This is a genomic window from Streptomyces sp. NPDC050759 (assembly GCF_044456945.1).
GTDB lineage: Bacteria > Actinomycetota > Actinomycetes > Streptomycetales > Streptomycetaceae > Streptomyces.
Window position 1 is genome coordinate 398,166 of sequence record NZ_JBITGI010000002.1, and the last position, 24,207, is coordinate 422,372.

General features: G+C 70.7%; 26 protein-coding genes. 9 read left to right on the forward strand and 17 right to left on the reverse strand.

Annotation, left to right across the window (positions count from 1 at the left end; all coding sequences use genetic code 11):
• Nucleotides 1-8: 8 nt before the first annotated feature.
• Genes ACIBJB_RS07675 through ACIBJB_RS07690 form a run of 4 tightly spaced genes read left to right on the forward strand, consistent with a single transcriptional unit; the run spans nt 9 to nt 3,835 of the window.
• Nucleotides 9-440, forward strand: coding sequence for a cupin domain-containing protein (locus ACIBJB_RS07675; RefSeq protein ID WP_398927547.1), 432 nt, complete (start codon nt 9-11; stop codon nt 438-440).
• Nucleotides 437-2,008, forward strand: a complete 1,572-nt coding sequence (locus tag ACIBJB_RS07680; protein WP_398927549.1) for an amidase — start codon at nt 437-439, stop codon at nt 2,006-2,008. Before ACIBJB_RS07675 ends, ACIBJB_RS07680 begins: the two co-directional genes overlap by 4 nt.
• Nucleotides 2,001-2,771, forward strand: coding sequence for a cysteine hydrolase family protein (locus tag ACIBJB_RS07685; RefSeq protein ID WP_398927551.1), 771 nt, complete (start codon nt 2,001-2,003; stop codon nt 2,769-2,771). Before ACIBJB_RS07680 ends, ACIBJB_RS07685 begins: the two co-directional genes overlap by 8 nt.
• Nucleotides 2,768-3,835, forward strand: a complete 1,068-nt coding sequence (locus ACIBJB_RS07690) for an acetamidase/formamidase family protein (protein WP_398927553.1) — start codon at nt 2,768-2,770, stop codon at nt 3,833-3,835. The genes ACIBJB_RS07685 and ACIBJB_RS07690 overlap by 4 nt, the downstream gene beginning before the upstream one ends.
• Before the next feature lie 69 nt (nt 3,836-3,904).
• Here ACIBJB_RS07690 and ACIBJB_RS07695 read toward each other — a convergent pair whose 3' ends face one another.
• Both ACIBJB_RS07695 and ACIBJB_RS07700 read right to left on the reverse strand, forming a co-directional pair.
• The gene (locus ACIBJB_RS07695) at nt 3,905-4,654 is read right to left on the reverse strand and encodes an SDR family oxidoreductase (RefSeq protein WP_398927555.1); all 750 of its coding nucleotides are present in this window, start codon (nt 4,652-4,654) and stop codon (nt 3,905-3,907) included.
• A gap of 156 nt (nt 4,655-4,810) precedes the next feature.
• On the reverse strand, nt 4,811-5,716 hold the full coding sequence (locus tag ACIBJB_RS07700) for an AraC family transcriptional regulator N-terminal domain-containing protein (RefSeq protein WP_398927557.1): 906 nt from the start codon (nt 5,714-5,716) through the stop codon (nt 4,811-4,813).
• Nucleotides 5,717-5,860: 144 nt separating this feature from the next.
• Here ACIBJB_RS07700 and ACIBJB_RS07705 point away from each other — a divergent pair, with 144 nt between their 5' ends.
• Both ACIBJB_RS07705 and ACIBJB_RS07710 read left to right on the forward strand, forming a co-directional pair.
• Nucleotides 5,861-6,178, forward strand: coding sequence for a putative quinol monooxygenase (locus tag ACIBJB_RS07705; protein ID WP_398927558.1), 318 nt, complete (start codon nt 5,861-5,863; stop codon nt 6,176-6,178).
• 95 nt (nt 6,179-6,273) lie between these two features.
• Entirely contained in the window at nt 6,274-7,251 is a 978-nt protein-coding gene (locus ACIBJB_RS07710; RefSeq protein ID WP_398927560.1) for an alpha/beta hydrolase, read from the forward strand.
• A 238-nt stretch (nt 7,252-7,489) separates the two neighbouring features.
• Here ACIBJB_RS07710 and ACIBJB_RS07715 read toward each other — a convergent pair whose 3' ends face one another.
• The 3 genes from ACIBJB_RS07715 to ACIBJB_RS07725 all read right to left on the reverse strand — a co-directional run bounded on the left by ACIBJB_RS07715 (nt 7,490) and on the right by ACIBJB_RS07725 (nt 9,633).
• Nucleotides 7,490-8,332: a DUF6461 domain-containing protein gene (locus ACIBJB_RS07715; protein ID WP_398927562.1), complete on the reverse strand. Its 843-nt coding sequence runs from the start codon at nt 8,330-8,332 to the stop codon at nt 7,490-7,492.
• Nucleotides 8,333-8,468: 136 nt separating this feature from the next.
• The gene (locus tag ACIBJB_RS07720) at nt 8,469-8,909 is read right to left on the reverse strand and encodes a VOC family protein (RefSeq protein WP_398927564.1); all 441 of its coding nucleotides are present in this window, start codon (nt 8,907-8,909) and stop codon (nt 8,469-8,471) included.
• Between the two features lie 136 nt (nt 8,910-9,045).
• Entirely contained in the window at nt 9,046-9,633 is a 588-nt protein-coding gene (locus ACIBJB_RS07725; RefSeq protein WP_398928417.1) for a TetR/AcrR family transcriptional regulator, read from the reverse strand.
• A gap of 243 nt (nt 9,634-9,876) precedes the next feature.
• On the opposite strand from ACIBJB_RS07725, the gene ACIBJB_RS07730 reads away from it, so the two are divergent.
• From ACIBJB_RS07730 to ACIBJB_RS07740, 3 genes are read left to right on the forward strand one after another with little or no spacing between them, the layout of a single operon-like run.
• Entirely contained in the window at nt 9,877-11,079 is a 1,203-nt protein-coding gene (locus tag ACIBJB_RS07730; protein ID WP_398927566.1) for an acyl-CoA dehydrogenase family protein, read from the forward strand.
• Nucleotides 11,076-12,104, forward strand: coding sequence for a phosphotransferase family protein (locus ACIBJB_RS07735; protein WP_398927568.1), 1,029 nt, complete (start codon nt 11,076-11,078; stop codon nt 12,102-12,104). The genes ACIBJB_RS07730 and ACIBJB_RS07735 overlap by 4 nt, the downstream gene beginning before the upstream one ends.
• A 35-nt stretch (nt 12,105-12,139) precedes the next feature.
• On the forward strand, nt 12,140-12,898 hold the full coding sequence (locus ACIBJB_RS07740) for an SDR family NAD(P)-dependent oxidoreductase (RefSeq protein WP_398927570.1): 759 nt from the start codon (nt 12,140-12,142) through the stop codon (nt 12,896-12,898).
• A 71-nt stretch (nt 12,899-12,969) separates the two neighbouring features.
• Here the strand turns inward: ACIBJB_RS07740 and ACIBJB_RS07745 are convergent, their stop codons facing one another.
• From ACIBJB_RS07745 to ACIBJB_RS07800, 12 genes are all read right to left on the reverse strand, one after another.
• Nucleotides 12,970-14,010, reverse strand: a complete 1,041-nt coding sequence (locus tag ACIBJB_RS07745) for an MBL fold metallo-hydrolase (protein ID WP_398927572.1) — start codon at nt 14,008-14,010, stop codon at nt 12,970-12,972.
• Between the two features lie 105 nt (nt 14,011-14,115).
• Entirely contained in the window at nt 14,116-15,615 is a 1,500-nt protein-coding gene (locus ACIBJB_RS07750) for a class I adenylate-forming enzyme family protein (protein WP_398927574.1), read from the reverse strand.
• A 103-nt stretch (nt 15,616-15,718) separates the two neighbouring features.
• A complete protein-coding gene (locus ACIBJB_RS07755; protein ID WP_057614575.1) occupies nt 15,719-16,039 on the reverse strand; it encodes an EthD domain-containing protein in 321 nt (106 codons plus the stop codon).
• Nucleotides 16,040-16,107: 68 nt separating this feature from the next.
• Nucleotides 16,108-16,494, reverse strand: a complete 387-nt coding sequence (locus tag ACIBJB_RS07760; RefSeq protein WP_398927576.1) for a hypothetical protein — start codon at nt 16,492-16,494, stop codon at nt 16,108-16,110.
• 45 nt (nt 16,495-16,539) lie between these two features.
• Complete coding sequence (locus ACIBJB_RS07765) at nt 16,540-16,899, reverse strand: nuclear transport factor 2 family protein (RefSeq protein WP_398927578.1); 360 nt, start codon at nt 16,897-16,899, stop codon at nt 16,540-16,542.
• 67 nt (nt 16,900-16,966) lie between these two features.
• Nucleotides 16,967-18,154 (reverse strand): ABC transporter substrate-binding protein, encoded by a 1,188-nt coding sequence (locus ACIBJB_RS07770; protein WP_398927580.1) that lies wholly within the window; start codon nt 18,152-18,154, stop codon nt 16,967-16,969.
• Between the two features lie 160 nt (nt 18,155-18,314).
• Nucleotides 18,315-18,935: a TetR/AcrR family transcriptional regulator gene (locus ACIBJB_RS07775; protein ID WP_280859957.1), complete on the reverse strand. Its 621-nt coding sequence runs from the start codon at nt 18,933-18,935 to the stop codon at nt 18,315-18,317.
• 103 nt (nt 18,936-19,038) lie between these two features.
• Nucleotides 19,039-20,187: an acetyl-CoA C-acetyltransferase gene (locus tag ACIBJB_RS07780; RefSeq protein WP_398927582.1), complete on the reverse strand. Its 1,149-nt coding sequence runs from the start codon at nt 20,185-20,187 to the stop codon at nt 19,039-19,041.
• A gap of 46 nt (nt 20,188-20,233) precedes the next feature.
• The gene (locus tag ACIBJB_RS07785) at nt 20,234-21,175 is read right to left on the reverse strand and encodes an enoyl-CoA hydratase-related protein (RefSeq protein WP_398927584.1); all 942 of its coding nucleotides are present in this window, start codon (nt 21,173-21,175) and stop codon (nt 20,234-20,236) included.
• A gap of 212 nt (nt 21,176-21,387) precedes the next feature.
• The gene (locus ACIBJB_RS07790) at nt 21,388-22,167 is read right to left on the reverse strand and encodes an SDR family NAD(P)-dependent oxidoreductase (protein WP_398927586.1); all 780 of its coding nucleotides are present in this window, start codon (nt 22,165-22,167) and stop codon (nt 21,388-21,390) included.
• On the reverse strand, nt 22,164-22,940 hold the full coding sequence (locus ACIBJB_RS07795) for an SDR family oxidoreductase (RefSeq protein ID WP_398927588.1): 777 nt from the start codon (nt 22,938-22,940) through the stop codon (nt 22,164-22,166). The genes ACIBJB_RS07790 and ACIBJB_RS07795 overlap by 4 nt, the downstream gene beginning before the upstream one ends.
• Entirely contained in the window at nt 22,937-24,193 is a 1,257-nt protein-coding gene (locus tag ACIBJB_RS07800; RefSeq protein ID WP_398927590.1) for an acyl-CoA dehydrogenase family protein, read from the reverse strand. The genes ACIBJB_RS07795 and ACIBJB_RS07800 overlap by 4 nt, the downstream gene beginning before the upstream one ends.
• Nucleotides 24,194-24,207: the final 14 nt, after the last annotated feature.

The following is a 24,207-nucleotide window of genomic DNA, read 5'->3' on the forward strand; positions in this document are numbered from 1 at the left end:
AGCCCGCCATGGCCAACCCCCCGCGGCACACCCCGCTGCGTGACATCATCGCCCACCACATCACCGCGGGTGACACCGTCAAGCTCGCCGTGCTCACCGGTCCCCGGGACGGCTCGCCGACCACGGTCGTCTTCGAGGTCTGGGAACCGGGCGGCGCCCAGCCCCTCAATTGGCATCCCGAGTCGGTCGAGACGTTCGTCGTGCTCGCCGGCCACGGCCGTGCCGCCAGCGACGAGCACGAACGCGACCTCGCCCCCGGCGACGTCCTGGTGCTGCCCGCCGGATCCAAGCACCGCATCGTCAACACGTCCGACACCGAACGCCTCTACACCCTCACCGTCATGTCCCCTGACGAGGGCTTCGCCGACCTCATCGAACGCGGGCAGGTCACCACGCTGGACGAGCGCGACCTGGCCGTCCTGCGCGCGGGAACGTCGTGAACGCGGATCTCCTCTCCGCCTTCTGGGCATACGAACGGGCCCTCGCCGCCAATGACCTGACGGGGCTGGATCACTGGTTCCTGGATGCGCCGGACACCCTGCGGGCCGAGGGCGACACCGTGCTGGTGGGCCACGCCGCCATCGCCGACTTCCGGCGCGGGCGAGGTGGGGCTCCGGCGCGAGTCGTCGAGCGGGTGCACGTGGTCCGGCCGGGAACCGGGGTCGCGGTCGTGACCGCCGAGACCCGGCGCCAGGACGGGACACGCGGGCTGCAGACCCAGGTGTGGCAGCACACCGACGCCGGGTGGCGGATCGCCGCCGCGCACGTGAGCGCCGTAGCCGCGCCGCCACGGGACGACCGTCCGGATCCGGCGGTGTGGCGAGTCGCGGGTCGTCACGAGAACGGTGGGCCGCTGGTGGCGTCCGCCGGACAGGGCCCGTTGGCCCACGTCCGTACCGCAGTGAAGGACCTGTACGCCGTCGCGGGACAGCGCGTCGGCGCGGGCAACCCCGCCTGGCTGGCCGAGGCCCGCCCGGAATCCGCGCACGCGGACGCCGTAAAGCGGCTGCTCGACGCGGGCGCCGAACTCACCGGCATCGCCCAGACCGACGAGCTGGCCTTCAGCCTCGCCGGGACCAACGCGCACTACGGCACCCCCGTCAACCCCGTTGCCCCCGGCCGGATCACCGGCGGCTCCAGCAGCGGCCCGGCCGCCGCCGTGGCCCACGGCTGGGCGGACCTGGGACTGGCCACCGACACCGCCGGCTCGATCCGCGTACCCGCCTCCTACTGCGGCCTGTACGGCTGGCGGCCCACCCACGGTGCCGTCCCCACCGGGGGCCTGCTGGCGCTGGCCCCCTCCTTCGACACCGCCGGACTCCTGGCCCGTGACCCGGCCCTGCTGCGGACGGCGGCCGAAGTTCTGCTGCTCCCGGACGACGCCCCTGTGCCGGTCGCCGAGCTCACGGTGGACGAGGAACTGGCGTCGCACGCCGAGCCCGAAGTCCGCGCCTCCTTCGAGGCCGCCTGCCGCGCGCTCTCCCTACGCACCGGGCTGCCCCTGGTGCGTACGGCCACCGGAGCCGCCGTGCACCTGGAGGAGTGGTTGGCCGCCTTCCGTACGGTCCAGGCCGCCGAGGCCTGGGAGCAGCACGGCGCCTGGATCGCCCGTCACCCGGCCGCACTCGCCCCGGACGTCGCGGCGCGCTTCGAGAACGGACGCCGGGTGAGCGCGGCCGAGCAGGCGGACGCGGAACAGGTCCTTGCCAAGGCACGGAAGGCGCTGGACGCCGTACTGCCGCCCGGAACCGCCCTGCTGCTGCCCGCCACGAGCGGCCCCGCGCCCCGCGCCGATGCGCCGCCCGAGGAGGTCGAGACCGTACGCGCCGCCACCCTCCGTCTGACGTGCCTCGCCTCGCTGGCCGGGCTCCCGGCGGTCGTCGCGCCGCTGCTGCGGGTGCGCTCACTGCCCGTGGGGCTGTGCGCGCTGGGCGCCCGAGGCACTGACCGGGCGCTGCTGGATCTCACCGCCTTCACGACGGAATCGAGGACTCCCACACATGCCTGAGGCCCACGGCCTGATCGGGCCCAACCCCCGCAACACCTGGCGGGCCGAGGCCGGGATCGTCACCCTGGCCCGCCCCCGACGCGACCCGCATCCGGTCACTGTCGAGGCGCTGCCGCAGACCGTGGTCGCCGACCTCGCGGCCACGGCGCTGATCGTCGTCGACATGCAGAACGACTTCTGCTCCCCCGACGGGTGGCTCGCCTCCATCGGCGTGGACGTGACCCCGGCCCGCGCCCCGATCCCCGTCATCGCCGGCCTGCTGCCCCCGCTGCGTGCCGCCGGCGTCCCGGTGGTCTGGCTCAACTGGGGCAACCGCCCCGACCGGGCCAACCTCCCGCCCGGCGTCCTGCACGTCTACGACCCGGACGGCACCGGCGGCGGCATCGGCGCCACGCTGCCGGGCGGCGCGGGAAAGGTGCTGGAGCACGGCAGCCCCTCGGCCGCGCTGGTCGCCGGGCTGGCACCGGCGGACGGTGACCTGCACGTCGCCAAGTACCGGATGAGCGGCTTCCAGGACACCGAGTTGGACAGTGTGCTCCGCAACCTGCGGGTCGACACCCTGCTCTTCGCCGGCGTCAATGCCGACCAGTGTGTCCTGGCCACCCTCATGGACGCCGCGAACCTCGGCTACGACGTCCTCATACTGGAGGACGCGGTGGCCACCACCTCGCCCGCGTACTGCATGGACGCCACGCTCTACAACGTCCGCCAGTGCTTCGGGTTCACCGTCACCACCGAGGCCCTGCGGAAGGCCCTGAAGTGAAACTCCTCCAGCCCGGCCTCGGACCTTTGGACGGTGAGCACTACCTGCCGGCCGACCCCTCCCGGGTGCACTGGGGCCTGCTCCCCAACGCCACCGCCGAACCGGCGCTGACCATCCGCTCGGGCGAGACCGTCACCGTCGACACCATCAGCCACGAGGGCATCCTCGAGGACCAGGGCCGCGACCCGGCCGCCTTCTTCGGCGTGGCCGGCATCGCCGCGAACGGCCTCCTGCACGACGCCGTGGAACTGGCCGCCTCCGCACGCGAACACCTGCCGGAGATACACGGCCCGCACGTCGTCACCGGGCCCGTGGCACTGCACGGCGCACAGCCCGGCGACGTCCTGGAGGTCGAGGTACTGACCCTGCACCGCCGCGCCCCCTACGGAGTGATCAGCAACCGGCACGGCAAGGGGGCCCTCCCCGGTGAATACCCGCAAACGCCTCCGGGCGAGCCGACCAGCATCGTGGCGACCGTGGGAGACGACGGCCGGGGTCGGCTCCCGGTCGGCGACGGCCGCCAACTCACCTTCCCGCTGCGCCCCTTCCTCGGCATCATGGGCGTCGCCCCGGCCACCGAAGCCCCCGTCCACTCCGTACCACCGGGCCCGCACGGCGGGAACATCGACGTCCGCCACCTCGGCACCGGCACCCGGCTCTTCCTGCCTGTCCAGGTCCCCGAGGCCCTCTTCTACGTCGGCGACCCGCACTTCTCCCAGGGCGACGGCGAAGTCGCCCTCACCGCGTTCGAGGCCCCGCTGCGCGCCACCCTCCGCCTCACCGTCCACAGCGACCCGGCCACCCGCTCTCTGGCGGCCCGCCTGCGCGCCCCCTTCGCGGAGACGCCCACCGAGCACATCGTGCTGGGCCTCGACCACGACCTCGACGAGGCTCTGCGCAACGCCGTACGCGACGCGCTCACCCTTCTCACGGACCGGTTCGGCATCCCCGGTCCGGTCGGCCTCGCCTACCTCAGCGCGGCCGCCGACTTCCACGTCTCCCAGGTGGTCGACATCGTCAAGGGCGTCCACGGCCGCATCTCCAAGGCGGACCTGACGAGCTGAAGAGCCGTCGTCCGACTTCGCCTCCGCTGAACTGCGTATCGGTGCGGCGTCACCTTGCCTGACAGCTGATCACTTCGCCTGGGCGAGCCGGACCGCGTCGGGACCGGCCGGGAATCGCAGCTGCCCGGTCGTGTCGTGCGCGGCTCGCCACACCGTCTCGGCGACGTCGCTCTCCTTGGTGAACAGGTCCTGGCCCGTGAAGTCGCCCATCGTCTTCTCCGCCCACGGTGCGTAGGGCGCCGGGACCAGTTCGTCCAGCGAGGCGCCCTTCGTCGCGTTGGCCGCGAAGTTCGTCGTCAGGCAGGCGCCCGGCTGGACCGTCTTCGCCTGCACACCGAAGGGTGCGAGCTCGAGCGCGAGGGATGCGGTGAACCCCTCGATGGCCATCTTGCTCGCCTTGTAGATGGCCGAGAGCGGCATGTGGCCCAGCACCACGCTGGAGGTCACGTTGACCACCACGCCGGAGCCGCGCTCGCGGAACTGGGGCAGCACCGCCTGCGTCGTCGCCATCACGCCGAACGTGTTGGTCTCGAAGACTTCCCGCACTCGCGCCATGGGCGTGCCCTCGAACACGCCGATCGACGGGACGCCCGCGTTGTTGACCAGGACGTCGATGGGCCCGGCCGCCTCGAACGCGGCGGTGATGCTCTCGGGCTTGGTCACGTCGAGTTCAACAACGCGGAGCCGGTCCGATTCGGGCAGGACGCCAGCACGCGGTGTGCGCATGGTGGCGATGACGTTCCACTCCTGCGAGTGGAAGTAGAGGGCGGTCTCCCGCCCGTATCCGGAGGAGGCACCAGTGATCAGAACGGTCTTCATGCTGTGGTCCTTGCGGTTGTGCGATCCGCGGATGGACAGGCATTTTCCTGCTCCGCGGAAGAACTGTTGGTCCCATTCAATCGCTCTGACCTGCGGAAACAGTAGAACTATCCTCGCTCCCTCTTGCACGATCCTCCCGAGTGGTGCCACTCCCGCTCAGGGCAGGACGCCCGCGGGGGTGCGCGCGGTGTTCCGCAGGCGGACGGCGTCCCGGCTCGGAGGTTCGCCGAACTGGCGGCGGTACTCGCGGCTGAATTGCGACGGGTTGTCGTAGCCGACGCGGTGGCCCACTCCGGTGACGTCGCCCGGGTGGGTGGCGAGCAGCAGCCGGGCCTCCTGGAGCCGGATCTGTTTCTGGAACTGGATGGGGCTCATCGCGGTCACCGCCTGGAAGTTGCGGTAGAACGCGGAGACGCTCATGCCGGACAGACGTGCCACGTCCTCGACCCGGAAGGGCTCGGCGTAGTGCTCGCGGATCCAGTGCACGGCCCGCGAGACATGGCTGAGACCGCTGTCGGCGAGGCCGAGCTGGCGCACCGCCGCGCCCTGCTCGCCGGTGATCAGGCGCCACAGGATCTCGCGCTTGACCAGCGGCGCCAGTACGGCGCGGTCGCGGGGTTCGTCGAGCAGGCGCAGCAGGCGGACCACCGCGTCGAGCAGTGGCGGCGAAGCGTCGCTGACGGCGATCCCCGACGGCGCGCCCGTGCCGGCGCGGGGGGTGTCACCGGGACCGGCCCGCAGCAGCAGTTCGGCGACGGCGGACGGTTCCAGCGTGAGTCCGAAGCCGAGGGCCGGCCGCTCGGGGTCGGCCTGGGTGAACTGCCCGGTCACAGGCAGGTCGACGGATGCGACCAGGTACTGCCCTGCGCCGTACTCGTAGACCCGGTCGCCCAGCGCGAGGCGTTTGGCGCCCTGGGCGATGACCGCGAGCACCGTGCCGGACATGGAGGGCGCCGGCGGATCGGCCCGGTCGACCTTCGAGATCAGGACGCCGTCGATGGCCGTGGTCCAGTCGGGGCGGGCATGCCGGGCCAGCAGGGTGCGGAGCTCTTCGAGGTGCATGCGTCCATTGCAGCACCGTTCACCACCAGGGCTCCCGCAGCCGCGAGGATTGTGCAAGTGCCAGGGAGCATCGTTCTAACGTTTTTGCAGGTCAGGCCAGTTGAATGGAATCACTGCACTCCAGCAACCCGGAAGTAGGCCGCCGTGATTGCCACGTACGGATTCAACGCCACCCTGACCGCCAAGCCCGGAATGGGCGACCGCCTGGTCGACCTGCTGCTGACCGGCCTGGACGAAGGCAGCCCGGGCGCGAGCGAACACTGCGTCGTCTACCTCGTCTCCCGGTCCGCGTCCGCCCCCGATGTCGTCCACGTCACCGAGGGCTGGACCAGCGAGGACGACCACCACCGGACCTTCGCCGGCGAGGCCGCCCAGGCCATCGTGGCGCAGATCGGCGGGCTGCTGGCCAAGGAGTCGGAGTACACCGACTACGTCCCGGTCCGCGGCAAGGCCGCCTTCTGAAACCGGGATCCCGGGCCGGCCTTGGCCTCGGCGCCTGCCGAGGGGGCCGCATCCCCGTCCGATCGTCCGGCACGAGCCCACGAAAGGCACCGACCATGACCACAGCACGACCCGCCCTGGACCCCGAACTGCGTGAACTGCTCGCCGACATGCCGCTGATCTCCCAGCTCACCCCGGAAGTCCTCAAGCAACTGCGTCAACTCCCCTCGACACCCGTCGAGTCCCTGCTCACCCACCGGCGGGTCGACCGTCGCGAGATCACCGTGTCCGCCAAGGACGGTGCCCCGATCCCTCTGTCGGTCTTCAGCCCCGCGAACCCCGATCGCACCACCGCCGCACCCTGCATCTACTGGATGCACGGCGGCGGGATGGTCATGGGCGACCGCTTCTCGCAGATCGACATCCCGCTGGAGTGGCTCGACGAGTTCGGCGCGGTCGTGGTGTCCGTGGACTACCGGCTGGCACCCGAGGCCACCGGCACCGACCTCGTCGACGACTGCTACCAGGGACTGCTCTGGATCGCCGAACACGCCGAAGAACTGGGCATCGACCCCGCCCGGATCGTCGTCGCAGGCGCCAGCGCGGGCGGCGGCCTGGCCGCCGGAGTCACCCTGTTGGCCCGCGACCTCGGCACCCCGGCGATCGCCGCGCAGATACTGATCTGCCCCATGCTCGACCACCGCAACACCAGCACCTCCAGCCGTCAGTACTCCGGCGGGCCCGCCGTCTGGACCCGCGAGATGAACGAGTTCGCATGGCGCGCCGTCCTCGGCGACCTCACTGACGACGAAGTGTCGCCGTACGTCTCGCCGGCGTTGGCCGAGGACCTCTCGGGCCTGCCCACCACCTACGTCGACACCGGCTCCGCCGAAGTCTTCCGAGACGAGGACACCGACTACGCCACCCGTATCTGGGCGGCCGGCGGCCAGGCCGAACTCCACGTGTGGGCGGGCGGCTTCCACGGATTCGACGCCCTGTACCCACAGGCAAACATCTCGGCCACAGCCCGCCGAACCCGCACGGATTGGCTCGCCCGGCTCCTGTCCTCGAACGGCGCCGCACAGAGGAAGTAGGCGTCGAGTTTCGGGCCGTACGCTTTCAGCCTCCGGGCGGAGCTCGGCGAGTAGTTCCGACATGGCTCAGTGGTCGCAGGTGATCAGTGAGCGAGTGCCTTCGTCTCGCCGGGCTGCGGCCTCGTCTGCCGGCGACGACTCATGAAGGCTGCTGGGCCATGCTCGCAGAATCCCCCGTGCGGCAAGTTCCCGTGCTGAGGGCGGCGAGTACGCCGGGCACTCTCCACGCGCTCGCTCGCTACTCACCCCTCTTGCGCTCCGAACGATCTCGGGCCGGCGGCTCGTTCCAGGTGGTGGCCACCGGCGCGTTTGCCTCCGCCCGTGCGCGGTCCGACGCCGTCGCGATCTCCTCGTAGGTCCATTCCTGGTGCAGGCGCTCGCCGTGGGCATCGGTGATGTCGATGACCACGCTGGTCCACTCCTCGGCGGGCTGTTCGGGGACGAGCCCCAGCTGGTACGTAGCGTCCTGGAGGAGGGATTCGGTGACGCGTATGCCGGTGAGTCTCTCGGCCAGAGCGAGGATCGCCGCCTTCCGGTCGACGTCCGGGGCGCTCTCGTCGTGCTCTCCCTCGGAGGTCAGAGGGAAGCCGACGTCCCGCAGCAGGGGGACCAGTGCATCGGGGGTGGTGCCGTCCCGCGACAAGGGGTCCTCGAACGTCGTACGGAGCTCACCGTCCTCGAACCAGTGGAAGAGGTGGATGGGCTTGCCGCCGTTGGTCGAGTGCGCCACGACCCGGCCGCCCTTCGACAGCGTCTCCACGCACTGCGCCGCGATCCCCAGGCCACCGTCGAAGGCGAGGACGAGTGTCCAGTCGCCGTTCTCGCCCGGAGCGCTGAAGGCGCCTGCAATATAGGACTCGTCCCAGTAGTCGTAGTCCACCTCGTCGCGGTGAGCGTCGTCCGCCTCGATCAGCCCAGCCGTGCCCTCCCCGGTGCCCTGCGGTTCCGCCTCCATCGCGCGCAGCACCTCGCGTGGGGTCCGCCCCCGTATCAGCGTGAGGGTGTATCCGCTCGCCATCATGTGGCGGAAGAGCGGCGAGGTGTGGATCCAGGCATAGTCGTGCGCGGTCACCGAGTTCATACGCCGCAGTGTGCCTGACGCCTCTGACAACGCCCGGTGCAAGCCGTTTCCCACAGCGGGCGTTGGTCCTCGGGTCCCGCAAGCACACCCCACCTCTCTGGGCTCCCACCCACTGACGCTTCTTCCTCGTACGCGATCAGCCCAGTTGCTCGGCCAGTCCGACGATGATGCCCGCAGGGCCGCGGAGGTAGCAGAGCAGATAGCTGTCCTCGTACCGGGCGATCTCGCCGACGAGTTCGGCGCCGTGCGGGCGCAGGCGGGCAACGGTGTCCTCGATGTCGTCGACGGCGAACATGACGCGGTGCGTGCCCAGGATGTTGTGCGGCCGGTTGCGCGGCCCGGCGCTGATCACCGCGGGGCTGCGGTACTTCGCCAGCTCGAGCCGACTGTGACCGTCAGGGGTCCGGAGCATCGCGATGTCACAGTGAACGCCGTCGAGTCCGGTGCACTGGTCGGCGAAGAAGCCCTCGACCTCCGCCCTGCCCTCCAGCTCCAGACCCAGTTCCACGAAGAATGCGACAGCGGCATCCATGTCCTCGACGACGATGCCGACGTTGTCCATTCGCTGAATCGCCATGCTGGGCTCTCCTTCTTCCTCGTCCGGCCGGTGGTGGCCGCTGATGTCCCTGGGACGGAGCCATTGGCACGTTCTCGACATCCTCAGACCACCGTCTTCGCCTTGCACCACCTGCTGGCCCCCCGACACGGCGGCGTCAGCGCAGCGACCCCGGCTCCTCCCCCGTGCCGCCGTGCAGGCGCGCTCCCGCGATGCGCAGGGCGATGTCGCCGTACTGGTAGGCGAGTTGGTCGACGGAGAACTCGCCGCCCTCGTGGAACCAGCTGGCGACGCCGATGCCCATGTCGAGGATCGAGTACGAGGCGATGCGGGCCGACTGTACGTGGAAGGCGCCCTGGGCGACGCCCTGCTCGATGAGTTCGCGGAAGCGGCGCTCGTAGTCGCTGCGGCGGGCGAGCACCCGGTCCTGGTCGGGCTGGTCGAGGCTGCCGATCTCGCGGTTGCCGACGAACGCCTCCAGGCGGTGGCGGGCGTGGTAGCGGATGTGCGCCTCCACGGAGCGGCGCAGCTGTTCGCGGACGTCGTCGGTGCCGGAGACGGCCACGATGTTGTCGGCGATGAGGTGTTCCATCGTGCCGATCATGATCTCGGCGAGCAGTTCGTGCTTGGAGGCCACGTGCTTGTAGAGGCTCGGGCCTCGGATGCCCACGGCGGCTCCGATGTCGGCCATGGTGGTGGATCTGTAGCCCTGTGCGGCGAAGAGCCGAAGCGCGGCCTGCCGGATCGCGGACCGACGGTCGGCTACGGGCGCGCCCCCGGCCCGGGCCGGCCGGTGCGGCCGCTCGTACGACCCACTGGGCGATCTACCGTGCCCCTCGCTCCGGGCTGAGCTCACGTGAACTCCTGAAGCTAACGATCATTAGCCAATTTCGTCTACTGGGGTACCGAGTATAGCCCAGGCCATTGACATGCTGACCCATTCGCCCTTGTGATGGCTAATAGTCAGTAGCCAAGCTCGGGAGGGAACATGCCCATCGGGTTCGAGATCGACGAGAGGGTCACCGCCGTCGCCCGGCGCACCGCCGCTTTCGTCAAGGAGGTGGTGATACCCGAGGAGCAGGCGTGCGACGGCAACGTCCACGCCGGGCCCGAGCCACTGCGCCGCCGGCTCCAGCAGGCGGCCCGCGACGCGGGGGTGTTCGCACCGCATGTAGGCACGGAATGGGGCGGGCTCGGGCTCGACCTGTGCGGCCAGGCAGTGGTGTTCGAGGCGGCCGGGTACTCGCTGCTCGGGCCGCTGGCGCTGAACTGCGCGGCACCCGACGAGGGCAACACGCATCTGCTCGAAGTGGTCGCCACGGAGCAGCAGAAGGTGCGTTATCTGCGGCCGCTGGCCGCGGGTGAGGTCCGGTCCTGCTTCGCGATGACCGAGCCGGCGCCGGGTGCCGGTTCCGATCCCCGCGCCCTCGCCACCACCGCGACCCGGGTCCACGGCGGCTGGCGGATCGACGGACACAAGTGGTTCATCAGCGGCGCCGACGGGGCCTCTTTCGCCATCTGCATGGCTCGCACCTGTGGCGGACCGGGCGACGCGGGCGGCGCGACGATGTTCCTCGTCGAGGCCGACAACCCGGGAATGAAGATCGTCCGCAACATCGACACGCTCGACCAGGGCCTGTTCGGCGGGCACAGCGAGATCGTCTTCGAGGGCTGCGAAGTCGCCGACGGCGCCGTCCTGGGCGAGGTGGACGAGGGATTCACGTACGCGCAGGTGCGCCTCGGGCCCGCCCGTATGACGCACTGCATGCGCTGGCTGGGCGTGGCCCGACGGGCGCAGGACATCGCCCTGGAGCGCGCGACGGAGCGTTCGGCCTTCGGCAGGCCATTGGCCGAACTCGGCATGGTGCAGCAGCTGTTGGCCGACTCCGAGATCGACATCGAGACCAGCCGTGCGGTGCTGTGGCGGGCCTGCTGGGAACTGGACCAGGGCCGCTCGGCCGCTCAGCACACCTCGATCGCCAAGACGTACGTCTCCGAGGCGGTCAACCGGGTCGTCGACCGGTCCGTGCAGGTGTGCGGCGCGCTCGGCATCTCGGGGGACGCCCCGCTGTCCCGGCTGTACCGGGAGGTGCGGCCCTTCCGGATCTACGACGGTCCTTCCGAGACCCACCGGTGGGCCATCGCCAAGCGTGCGGTACGGGCGGCTCGGGAGCGGGTGGCCGCACAGTGACCGCGTCCGAGGATGCCGTGGTCGGCGTCGACGTGCCCGCGCTGCAGCGGTATTTCGACCACCATGTCCCCGAGTGCGCCGGCCCGTTGAGGACCAGGCTGCTCCAGGGCGGGCGCTCCAATCTGACGTACGAGGTGACCGACGGGACGCACCGGTGGGTGCTGCGTCGGCCCCCGCTGGGGGTGCTGACGCCCACCGCGCACGACATGGACCGCGAGTACCGCGTCGTCGCCGCCCTCGGTGGTACCGGGGTGCCCGTGGCCCGTGCCGTGCTGTCGTGCCGGGACCCGGAGGTGATCGGCGCGCCGTTCTGCGTCGTCGACTTCGTGGAGGGGGCGGTGCTGCGCGACGGCGACGACACCGCCGTACTGCCGCCCGACGAGGCACGACGGGCGGCCGACGCGCTCGTGGACGCGCTGGTGGCACTCCACTCGGTCGACGCCTCCGACGTCGGGCTCGGCGACTTCGGCCGTCCGGACGGCTATCTGGAGCGTCAGGTGCGGCGCTGGCGCGGGCAGTGGGAGAAGGTCGCCACGCGTTCGCTGCCCGATGTCGACGAACTGCACGGCAGGCTCGCCCGCGCCGTGCCCATGAGTGGCGCGCCAACGATCGTGCACGGCGACTACCGCCTGGACAACACCATCCTGGCGCCCGACGGCTTCGACCGGATCGCGGCGATCGTCGACTGGGAGATGGCCACGCTCGGCGATCCACTCGCCGATCTCGGCATGCTCCTCATGTACTGGGACCCGACCTGCGCACCGGTCCTCGCGGCACGCCACGTCCCGACGGCCAACCCCGGCTTCCCCACCGGCCCCGAACTGGCCGCGCGGTACGCCGCGAAGTCCGGCCGCGACACCGACGCCCTGCCCTACTACCAGGCCCTGGCCTCGTTCAAGCTCGCCGTCATCGCGGAGGGCATCCACGCCCGCTATCTCGCGGGACAGACCGTCGGCACCGGATTCGAGCGGGTCGGGTCCGCGGTCCCCGCGCTGCTGCGCTCGGGGCTGGAGCTGCTGCCGTGAGCGCGACCGTGCACACACCGAACCGAGGAGAGCCCGTGGGAGACCGACTGTCCGGACAGATCGCCCTGGTCACCGGTGCGACCGGCGGCATCGGACACGCCGTCTCGCACCGGCTCGCCGCCGAGGGTGCGACGGTGGTGGTGACGGACGTGGACGCCGGTCGCTGTGACGACCTGGCGAAGGAGCTGACGGGTGACGGGGCGCGGGCGCTCGGCCTCGCGCTGGACGTCAGCGACGAGGAGGCGTGGCTCGGCGCGGTCCAGCGGGTGGTCGCCGAGCTGGGCGGCCTGTCGGTGCTGGTCAACAACGCGGGCATCGCCGAGATGCGGACGGTCGAGACGGAGACCCAGGAGTCCTGGGACAAGGTCATCGCCGTCACTCAGGGCGGTGTGTGGCTCGGCATGAAGCACGCCGGTCCCGCGATCGAACACTCCGGCGGCGGCTCGATCGTCAACATCGCGTCGATCTTCGGCACCGTCGGCGGCTTCGGCAGCCAGTTCTCGTACCACGCCGCGAAAGGCGCGGTCCGCCTGATGACGAAGAACGCGGCACTTCACTGGGCCACGCGCGGCGTCCGCGTCAACTCGATCCACCCCGGTTTCATCGAGACGCCCCTTTCCCGGGAACTGTGGCGGGGCACGCCCCGGCACACCGCCATGATCGAGGGCACCCCGATGGGGCGGCTGGGCCGGCCCGACGAGGTCGCGGGCGCGGTGGCGTTCCTGGCCTCGCAGGACGCGACCTTCATCACAGGATCCGAGCTGTACGTGGACGGCGGCTGGACGGCCCGCTGACGAGCCTCACTGACAAGGAAAAAGGGGCCCGGCGACGATCGAGCCCCTCCCCCACCTGTGCACGTGCCGTGTCAGCGCACGCGCGTGTACTGGTTCACCCCGCCCACGAACGCCACCGTGGCGCGTCCGCGCAGCACCAGGACGTCCAGGTGGGCCGCCGTCTCGTTCACGGCGAGCATCTGGTTGAAGGCGTTGAGGTCGCCGAACGGCACCTCGCGGCGCGTCCAGCCCAACTTGCGCGCCACGGCGTGCGCGTCGAGGGTGTCCTCGCCCAGCGCTGTCAGGCTCTTGGAGAGCCGGTCGTCGTGGTGGGTGAGCAGTTCGGCGACGCGGGTGTGGGCGCTGTCGGTGACCGGCCCGTGCGCGGGCAGCAGACGGGTGTCGGCGTACCGCGTCATCAGCCGCAGGGAGTCCAGGTAGTCGGCGAGGGGGCGCCCGCCGGCCTCGGTCAGTTCGAAGCCGATGGACGGGGTGATGTGCGGAAGGACGTGGTCGCCGGCGAACAGCAGTCCGCGCTGTTCGTCCAGGAAGACGACATGTCCCTTGGTGTGCCCGGGAGTCGGCACGACGCGCAGCTCGTGGTCGCCGAAGCGGAGCGTTTCCGCGCCGAGCCACTGGTCGGGGGCCTCCCACACGCTGGGGTCGTAACCGCCGTGGTCCATCGCCTGGATCTGTTCGGCGAGTTCGGCCGCTCCTCCCCTGCGCAGCGTCTCCAGTGAGCCGGCGGGTTCGTCGCTGCGCAGCCGGTCGAGCATCTCCAGGCCCGGCCGCTCGCCCGCGCCGAGGTAGACCCGCGAGCCCAGTAGCCGGCGCAGCTCCACGGCGTTGGTGTAGTGGTCACGGTGGATGTGGGTGACCAGGATGTGGCTGATGTCGCCGAGGTCGCGACCGATGGCGGCCAGCGCCTCCTCGAGCGCCTTGCGCGCCTCGGGGATCGCCCAGCCCCCGTCGATCATGACGATGCCGTTGTCCTCCGCGAGGTTCTCCAGCAGATAGACGTTGACGGCGTGCAGGCCGTCGTTGGGCAGTGGCAGGGGAACGCGGTGCACTCCGGGCTGGACGGTCTGGACTCCGGCTGCGGCCCATGGGCCCTGGTCGAACCGCGCTGTCATGATTCTCCAATGCTGCATCTGTTTCGCCGGGGATCGGACCCGGCGGGGCGTGTGGGGGTGCGACCCCGCCGGGTCTGTCCCCTGATGGGGCCGGATCGCCTTTGATCAGGCCGGGTCGGGTGTGCCCGTCCGTAGCCGGTGGGCGAGTTCGCGGGCCCCGCTGCGGTCGAGTTTGCCGACCTTGGTCTGGGGCAACTCCTCGACGTCGTACACGAACTCGGGCCACTTGGCCTTGGACAGTCCGACGCTCTCCAGGTGTCCGGTCACCTCGGCCAGGTCGATGCCGTGTCCGTCCTCGGTGACGACCAGCAGCGCGACGCGCTCGCCGAGCACCTCGTCCGGGACCGCGGCGACACAGGCCCTGGCCACCCGCGGGTACCCGGCGACCGCCCGCTCGATCTCGGTGATGTCGATGTTGCGGCCGCCGCGGATGATGATGTCCTTCTCGCGGCCCATGATGCTGACGGTTCCGTCCTCGTGGGTCAGCAGCAGGTCACCGGTCGGGAAGAAACCGTCCTCGGTCAGCTCCGGTCTCTCGACCCGGCCGTCGCGGGCGTAGCCGATGAACAGGGAGGGTCCGCGGACCTGTGCCCGGCCGGTGGCGCCTGGTCCGGCTTCGGCACCGTCCGGGGTCAGTGCGCGCAGGTGCGTGCCCGGGAAGGGGCGGCCGTCCCTGCCCAGCCTGATCTCCTCGGGGTCGTCGGGGCTGGGCGAGGTGTGGCCGAGGCACTCCGACATGCCGAAGACACGCAGGATCTTGGTGCCCAGTGACTGTTCGGCACGCGCCAGGGCGCCGCGGTCCATGGGACCGCCGCCCACGGTGATGGCGCGGACTCCCGAGAGCACGCCGGATCCGGCCGCCTCGGCCCCCATCTGCAGCGCCATCGTCGGTACGCACATGGTCCAGCGGACCTCGGTCTCGGCCATCCGCCGCAGCGCGAGGGCCCGGTCCCACTTGGACGTCAGGACGAGCGGGCCGCCCAGCAGCAGGGAGAGGTACACGCCGAAGCAGTACGCGGCCGTCGACGACAGCGGCACGATCGCGGCCACCGCGTCGCCGGGGGCCAGACCGTTGATGTCGATCGTGCTCGTGCAGGCGTACCGCAGGGCTTCCTCGGACTGCACCACGCCCTTGGGTCGCCCGGTCGACCCGGAGGTCAGGCCGATGAGGACGCCTCCCGACCACCGTGACACCTCACGTGGACCGGGCGTGGCACGGCAGGTCCAGCCGTCGAGCACCGCGTCCACCGGGCCCGGCAGCAGGTCGGGCAGCCCCCATTCGTCGCTCGCCGAGGCCTCGGCGACGACCGCGTCGGGGCGGATGTCCTCGTAGGCCGCGGCGAACTCGGCCTGCGTGGTGTGCCGGTTGACGACCGCGAGGACCCCTCCGCGCAGTCCCACGGCCAAGGAGCCGGCGACAGTACGCCATGAGTTGTCGGCCTGCAGCATGACGGTGCCGCCCGGACCGCCGGGGAACATCGCTTCGGCGAGCCGGCCGGCCTCGGCGAGCAGCTCGCGCGCCGTATGGCTGCCCTCGTCGTCGATGACGGCGACGAAGTCCGCCTGCTCGGCCCTTTGTTGGAACTCCCGCACTACCTGTCGCATCCCGCTTCCTCGCTACGCCGGCCGAACTCCATGAATGAACGATGTGTTGAACGCTGTGGTGCATGCCCCGCGCATGCCGGACCGATGGAACCGAAGGACGGTCTCAGCCGCCGAACAGCTGCGCCTCGTGCCCCATCACCGCGATGCGGCGGCCCTTCATGTCCCCGACCTGTGCGATCGCGTCCGCCCACTCCTGGCTCGCGAGGGCCTTCTTCAGGTCCTGCGGGGAGTCGAAGCTGAGTACGGAGATCCCGTCCCAGCCCTCCGAGCGGGGCTCCAGTGCCTGGTCGATCTCGGTGTGTCGCCAGGCGCGAAGACCGGGCAGGCGGTAGGTCAGTTCCGCGTGGTCGCCGCGCCACCAGTCGATGAACTGCTCGTGCGTCCACTCGGGGGGCCTGGCGGCCAGCAGGACGAGGTTGTACATGACGGTCCTCCGTGGGTGTCCGGTCGAGGCTGAGCTTGTATGTCCCAGCCGCATCCGGTCGTGTGGGTTCAGGTGAAGCGGATCTCGGACGAGCGGCCGATCAGCAGGCGCTGCAGACGTCCGTGGTCGTCCACCCGGCCCGCGGCGACGAAGCTCGCCTCGGGCACTCCCGCGCGCCGCACCTCGCCGAGGAAGAGCTCGTCCTGGCCGAGGGTGGTCGCGGACAGGAGGTGGTGGGTGCGGGTGCCCTTCTCGCGCTGTTCGAGATAGCCGACGAGGGCGGCACGGTCCCCGGCGAAGTCGGTCGCGTTGCCGTCGCCGGTGGAGAACAGGATGGAGAGGGTGAAGTCGTCGCTGATCAGGTCGAGGATCCGGGTCGGTTCGTCACTGTCGAGGATGTCGAACCAGGCGGTGAGGAAAGGTGCGGGGGCGGCGTCGGTGGAGGTGTCGGTCATGTCGGCTCCCGGGAAGGGGTGGGTGGCTGCCGGGGTGGGGCGCGGCTAGTCCGGCCGGTCGATGAGGTCGTAGGTGGTGCTGAAGTACGACTGGTAGCGGGCCATGCGCCCGTCGGGGGTGACGACGGCGGCCGAGAGGAAGGAGCCGACGGTCTTCCCGGACTCGGTGACCACCCCGTACACGGTCTCCAGGTCGCCGTCGGAGCTGTACCGGAGAATTTTGTGTCCCCTGTCGACGGCGTTGCGGCCGGCGATGTAGGCGGCGAAGTCGTCCCTGGAGGTTCCCGTCGCCTCGCGGCCGGGCAGGGCGATCAGGAACCGGAAGTCCGGCTCGAGGAGTTCGAGTGCCCGACGGGGGTCGGCACTGTCCATACGCGCCATGTAGTCGGGGATTACGCCGGTCATGGGAGTCCTCTCCATGCGGGGAATGGCTGGTTTCAGTCGAAGGCGGGATCCGTCGCGATCGGGGATGTCAGTCACGGGAGGGCGGGGTGAAGAAGTCGCCCTGTGACACCCAGCGGCCGTCCCTGACGACGACCTTCTGTACGTCACGTGTGCCGAGGTGGTGCTGCGCGGAGAAGTTCAGGACCGGTGCGACGCCGGTGTCGACCGCTCGGGCCTTCTTGTACGCGGCGGTCAGCGCCTCGGACGTGATCGGACCGTCGATCGTCCGGGCGATCTCGACGAACGCCTTGGCCGCTGCCCAGCCCCACAGAGTGATGAAGTCGGCAGACTGCCCGCGCTCGTACTTCGCCATCGCGGAGCGGAACTCCTTGATGGCCGGGTCGTCGTCGTGGGGTGACTTCACCAGCTGCACCGCCTTGACGCCTTCGGCCGCCTTGCCCGCGAGGGTGAGGGTCGACTGTGCCGCGACCGGAGCGTAGCCGTACACGGGTGTCGACAGCCCCTGCAGCTTGGCTTCCTTCAGGTAGGACGCGGCCTCGGCGGCGGCGAGGATCACCACGACGGCGTCGGGTTTCTCACGCTTCACCTTGCTGATCACCGGGCTGTAGTCGGTGGTCTGGAACTTGACCGACAGGCTTTCGACCCGGACCGACGGATCGGTCTTGCGGGCGGCCGGACCGATCTCCTTGGCGACGTTGACGAACGCCGCGGGGTCGCTGTGCACGACGAGCACCTTCTTCGCCCCGTCCTGCGCCGCCCACTGCCCGAGCGCCGATGCCTGGTCCTCGTAGAGGGTCTGCATGCCGAACAGGCCGTCGCGGGCCGGCTTGTACCAGGTTGCGTCTCCGCCGAGGGTGTTGAGGACGGGGACCTTCGACTGTTCGAGTACGAAGGGGAAGGTGGCCTGGGACTGTGCGGTGCCGTTGGTGGCGACGATCGCCACCACTCCGTCCTGGTCGACGAGCCGGCGGGCGATCTGCACGGTCTGCTGCGGATCGAAGGCGTTGTCCTTGACGACCCAGTCGATCTTGCGTCCGTTGATCCCGCCCCGGGCGTTGACCGACTTGAAGTACGCGTCGGCGCCGGCTCTCTCGGGGATGCCGAACGAGGCGACGGCTCCCGTGAGCGGGTACCACGCGCCGATCCGGATGACGTCGTCCCGGGCCGCGGGGCCTTGGGTGCCGCAGGCGCTCGCCGCCAGGGCGAGCAGGGCGGTGGCTGCGGCGATGAGCGAGCGTGTCGTGCGTCGTCGCAAGACCCCTCCTCAGATCAACCTGAGTTAAGTTCAGTTCAGTTTGGATTTTAATCCTGCGGAAACAGCTCTGGCAATGGCTCGTCACGTACTGGGAACGCAGTGCGGCCCTCCGACGGGGTGTCCGTCGGAGGGCCGCGAGGTGCGGTGACCGCTCAGCGCGTCAGGAGGCGACCATCCGGACGCATGCGCCCTCGATCAGCTCACTGACCTCCGCGAGTGGGGTCGGTCCTGACGGCCGGTACCACCGCCACACGCTGACGATCAGCCCGAGCACACTCGCGCCGAGCAGTTGCGCGTCGCGCAGCGGGAAGGAGCCCTGGGACATGCCCTTGACGAGCAGATTCGTCCAGTCCCGTTCGACGACCTGGACCAGCTGGCGGGCCGCGACCCGCTCGTCCTCCTCGCGCTTGGACCTGCGCGAACCGGACAACAGATCCATGTGGTTCTGCAGAATGCGCATCTGCAGAACCTCCTGCGGTGACACGTCGTAGGCCGCGCGGACCGCGGCCCGCAGCGCCTCGACGGGGTCCGCGGCGTCCTTCGTCGCCTCCACGAACCGGTCGTGGGAGCGCTGCAGTTCCACCCGCATGATGGTGAGCAGGCAGTGGGTCTTCGACTCGAAGTAGTGGTAGAGCGCCGTCTGCCCGATGCCGACGCGCTCCGCCACCGTCGACCACTTGGTGGCCTCGAAGCCGGTCTCACCGAAACAGTCCACCGCTGCCGTGAGAATGGCCGCGCGCTTGGACCGCGGTCCCGCTTCCGGTTCAACGATCCTCGTCATGCTCCCTCTCCATGGCCGTCACCCACCGTGTCCGTACCCGAGAGTAAACCCAAGTTGAACTCAGTTGCCAATCAGATCCGGTCAGAGGCGTCGAGCACGGCCGTCAGAGGCGTTCGAGCACGGTCGCGTTGGCCATCCCGCCGCCCTCGCACATCGTCTGCAGACCGTAACGTCCGCCGGTCCTGCGCAGCTGGTGGACGAGCGTGGTCATCAGCCGGGCGCCGGTGGCGCCGAGCGGATGCCCGAGCGCGATCGCCCCGCCGAAGGCGTTGACCCGCTCCTGGTCGGCGCCGATCTCCTTCTGCCAGGCGAGGACGACGGAGGCGAAGGCCTCGTTGATCTCGACCAGGTCGATGTCGTCGATGGACAGGCCCGCCCTGTCCAGGACCTTCTCCGTGGCCGGGATCGGCCCCGTGAGCATGTGGATCGGGTCGGAGCCGACCACCGTCATGGTGTGCACGCGGGCCAGGGGGGTCAGACCGTGGCGGCGGACCGCGTCCTCGGAGGCGATGAGCAGGGCGGCGGCACCGTCGGAGATCTGGCTGGCGACGGCGGCCGTCAGCCGCCCGTCCTCGGTGAGGGGCTTCAGTCCCGCCATCTTCTCGAGCGTGGTGTCGGCGCGCGGGCCCTCGTCGGCGGCGAGTCCGAAGGCCGGGGTGATCTCCTCGTCGAAGGCTCCGGCGGCCTTCGCGGCGACCGCCCGCTGGTGGCTGGTGAGCGCGAACCGCTCCATGTCCTCGCGCGAGACGCCCCACTTCTCGGCGATCAGCTCGGCGCCACGGAACTGCGAGACCTCCTGGTCGCCGAAGTGTTCGCGCCAGCCGTCCCCCGCGAAGGGGCTGCCCATCCCCGCCTGTTCGCCGACGACCATGGGGCTGGCTATCGGCACCAGGCTCATCACCTCCACCCCGCCCGCGACCACCAGGTCGGCGGCTCCGGATCCGACGGCCTGGGCGGCGAAGTGCACGGCCTGCTGGGAGGAGCCGCACTGACGGTCGATGGTGGTCCCGGGCACGTGCTGCGGCAGCCCCGCCGACAGCCAGGCCGTGCGGGCGATGTTTCCGGTCTGGGCCCCGATCTGGCTGACACAGCCGAAATACACGTCGTCGACCGCGTCCGGGTCGGCTCCCGTACGTTCCAGCAGGGCACGCAGCACATGGGCGCCGAGGTCGGCCGGGTGTACGTCGCTGAGCGTGCCCTTGCGGCGGCCGACCGGGGTACGGACGGCCCCGACGATGAATGCTTCCGACACGGTGGGCTCCCTTGGTTCGGGGACGAGTTGAGTGATCGTCGATGGATCAGGGCCTGGACGGGATGCGCGTGAACTCGGGCGCCCTCTTGTCGAGGAACGCGGCGACGCCCTCACGGCCCTCGTCCGAGGCGGCCGCGGCGGCGAGCGCACTGGCCTCGTCGTCGAGATGCCGGGCGAGATCCGTCGTCTGACCGGAGGCGACGAGGCGGCGGGTGGCGCCGAAGGCGGAGGTGGGGCCGCGGCGCAGGGCCTCGGCGGTCCGCTCGGCCTCGGCGGCCAGTTCGCCGGAGAGGACGACACGGCTCACCAGGCCGAGCGTGGCGGCTTCCGCCGCCGCGACACGGCGGTTCGTCAGCAGCAGCTCCACCGCCCGCTTCGGCCCGACCAGGCGGGGCAGCTGCCAGCTCACCCCGGCGTCCGGCGAGTAACCGATACCGGTGTACGCGGCGGTGAACGTGACGTCGTCGGCCGCGAGTGTCACGTCGGCGGCCGCGGCGAGGCCGATGCCCGCGCCGGCGACGGCTCCCTGGACGGCGGCCACCATGGGCGCGTCGATCGAAGCGAACGTGCGCAGGGCGTCGTGCAGCGCGTCGGTCACCGCGACGAGGTGTTTCTCCAGGGCCTGGCCGGAGAGCCGAGAGAACTCCCTGAGGTCGCCGCCGACACAGAAGGACTTCCCCTCACCGGTGAGCAGCACGGCCCGCACGGCCGCACGTTCGCAGGCGCGTGCCGCGCCGAGGAGCCCGCGCGCCGTCTCCAGGTCGATGGCGTTGCCCGCCTGGCCACGGCGCAGGGTGACACGGGCGAGGCCGTCGTTCTGGATCTCTAGGCCGACACTCGCCGCGGGATCGGCTGCACGGTGGCTGAGGCCGGTCGTAGGGCGAGGCGCGGCAACCGGACCGACATCAGCCGCCGTACCGCACTCCCCGACGTCCGGCCCGTTGCCCGGCACCGCACGATCCGCGGCACGTCGGCTGACGCCCGCCATAGCGCGATCCGCCGCACCGGGACCGACAGCCGCCGACACGCGGTCCCCCGGACCCGGTTCGTTCCCCGCCACCGCGCGATCCGCGGCACCTCGGCTAGCACCCCACGTAGCGTCATCCGCAGCACCCGGCCCGACATGCGCCGACACGCCGTCCCCCACGCCCGATCCGGCGCCCGCCGTCGCGCGCTCCCCCGCACCCGACCCGGCGCCCCTCACCGCGCGGTCCATCCGCCGTCGACGGTCAGGACCTGGCCGGTGCAGTACGAGGACGCGTCCGAGGCGAGGAACAGCAGCGCGCCGTCGAGTTCGTGGCCGTCGCCGCCGCGGTGCAGCAGGGTGTTGCGTTCGACCCAGCGGCTGGAACGCTCGTCGGCGAAGAGGTCCGCGGTCATCTCGGTGCGGAACCAGCCCGGGGCGAGCGCGTTGACGCGTGTTCCGTTACGGCCCCACTGTCCGGCCAACTCACGGGTCAGGCCGATGAGGCCGGCCTTGGACGCGGAGTAGCTCGCGCCGCCGAGTGGCGCGGCCGAGACCAGGCCGAGGATGGAGGAGACGTTGATGATGCTCCTGCCACCGAGCGAGACCGATGACGGGGCCTCGGCGGTCAGCCGGGCCAGATGGAACGGCGCGGTGAGGTTGACTCCGAGGACGTCGGTGAAGGCGTCCGGGGACTCGTCCTCGGCACGCGTCTCGCCCGAGCTCGCGGCGTTGTTGACGAGGATGTCGATGCGGCCGCTGGTGGTCAGCGCCGTCTCGATGAGCCTCGTACGGTCGGACTCCACTGCCACATCGCAGGCGACCGGGTGGATGCGCGCGTCGGAGTCGGCGAGTTCCTTCAGCCGGTCGATGCGGCGGGCGGCGGCGAACACGGTGGCGCCGGCCTGCGCGAGCACGGTCGCGAACCGGGCGCCGAGTCCCGCGGACGCGCCGGTGACGACGGCCGTCCTGCCCTCCAGCGAGAAGAGATCACCGGCGGGGCGCAGCGCGCTCACTCGTCCACTCCGATCGGCAGCGCGGTCGCGCCCCCGTCGAGCACCAGGGTCTGGCCGGTCATCCAGGAGGAGGCGTCGGAGGCGAGGAAGAGGGCCGCGTTCGCCACGTCTTCTACTGTGCCCAGGCGCCGCATCGGCAGCTTGGCGGTGAGGATGGGTTCCCGGACCTCCCACACCGCCCGCGCCAGTTCGGTCTTGATCAGGCCGGGGGCGATGGCGTTCACCCGTGCCCGCGGCCCGAGTTCGTAGGCGAGCTGCCGGGTCATGTGGAGCATGGCCGCCTTGGTGGCGTTGTAGTAGCCGATGTGCGGGTCGACGATCAGTCCGCCGACGGAGGCGATGTTGACGACCGCTCCCCCGTGCTCGGCCATCCAGGCGCGCCAGGCGCAGCGGGTCCAGGCGATCATCCCGTACTGGTTGACCCGTACCGTCTTCTCCGCCCGCGGGAGGTCCAGGTCGAGCAGGTCGCCGTGGTACGGGTTGGTCGCCGCGTTGTTGACGAGGATGTCGACGCGGCCGAAGCGGGACATGGTCTCGTCGACGCAGGCCTCGGCCTGGTCGGGTTCGCCGGCGTTGGCCACCACGGTGTGGAGGTCGCCGTCACCCTTGACGCGCAGCAACTCCTCGCGCGCCTCGGCCAGTCCGGCCGCCTTCCGCGCCGCTATGACCACGTGCGCGCCGGCCGCCCGGTAGGCGGTGGCGATGCCGAGGCCGATGCCGCGGGATCCGCCGGTGATGACGGCCACCTTGCCGTCGAGGGTGTTGGCGCTCACGCTGCCCCTGCCTTCGTGTCGGCCGTCTGCCGTTCGGCCTGCGGATCGGTTTTCCGGTACCGGGCGAGTTCCTGGCGGGCGACGGTGCGCAGGTGCACCTCGTCGGGCCCGTCGGCGATCTTCAGTGCCCGGGTGATGGAGAACAGCCGGGCCAGTACGGTGTCGTCGCTGACCCCCGCCGCGCCGTGTGCCTGCACCGCGCGGTCGACCACCTTGTGGGCCACCTCCAGCGCTGCCACCTTGATCGCGGCGACCTCCATCCGGGCGGCGGCGTTGCCGACGGTGTCCATCAGCCAGGCCGACTTCAGCACCAGCAGCCGTAGTTGTTCGATCTCGATACGGCTGCGGGCGATCCACTCGCGCACCACGCCGCGATCGGCCAGGGGACCGCCGAAGGCGACACGCTCGGTGGCGCGTTCGCACATCAGGTGAAGGGCGCGCTCCGCGAATCCCACGGCGCGCATCGCGTAGTGCATACGGCCGGGGCCGAGCCGCCCCTGGGCGATCGCGAATCCGTCCCCCTCCCCGCCGAGGATGTTCTCCACGGGCACGCGGACGTTCTCGAAGAGCACCTCGCCATGGCCGCACCGGTCGGTGTAGCCGAACATCGGCAGGTCGCGCAGAACGGTGACGCCCGGTGTGTCGCGGGGGATGAGGAGCATGCTCTGCTGGCGGTAGGTGGTCGCGTCCGGGTCGGTCTTGCCCATCAGGATGATCAGCTTGCAGTCGGGGTCGAGGATCCCGGAGGTGTACCACTTGCGCCCGTTGACGGCATAGCTGTCGCCGTCGCGGGTGATGCGGGTGCGGATGTTGCGGGCGTCGGAGCTGGCGACCTCGGGCTCGGTCATCGCGAAGCAGGATCGGATCTCGGCCTCCAGCAGGGGCCGCAGCCAGCGTTCCTGCTGGGCGGGGGTGCCGTACAGCGCGAGCAGTTCCATGTTGCCGGTGTCGGGCGCCGAGCAGTTGAACACCTCGGGGCCGATGATGGAGCGGCCCGCCAGTTCCATGAGGGGCGCGTATTCGAGGTTGGTGAGTCCCGCGCCCCAGTCGCCGTGCGCCATGAAGAGGTTCCACAGGCCCTCGGCGCGTGCCTTCTCCTTCAGTTCGGTCATCACCGGCGGCAGCGCGTGCGGGTCGTCCGCCTCGGCCAGCTGCCGGTCGTAGACGGCCTCCGCGGGGAAGACGTGCTGCGCCATGAACGACCGCATACGGTCCTGGAGTTCACTCGCCCGGGGCGAGAATCCGAAATCCACGAGGTGCTCCTCAT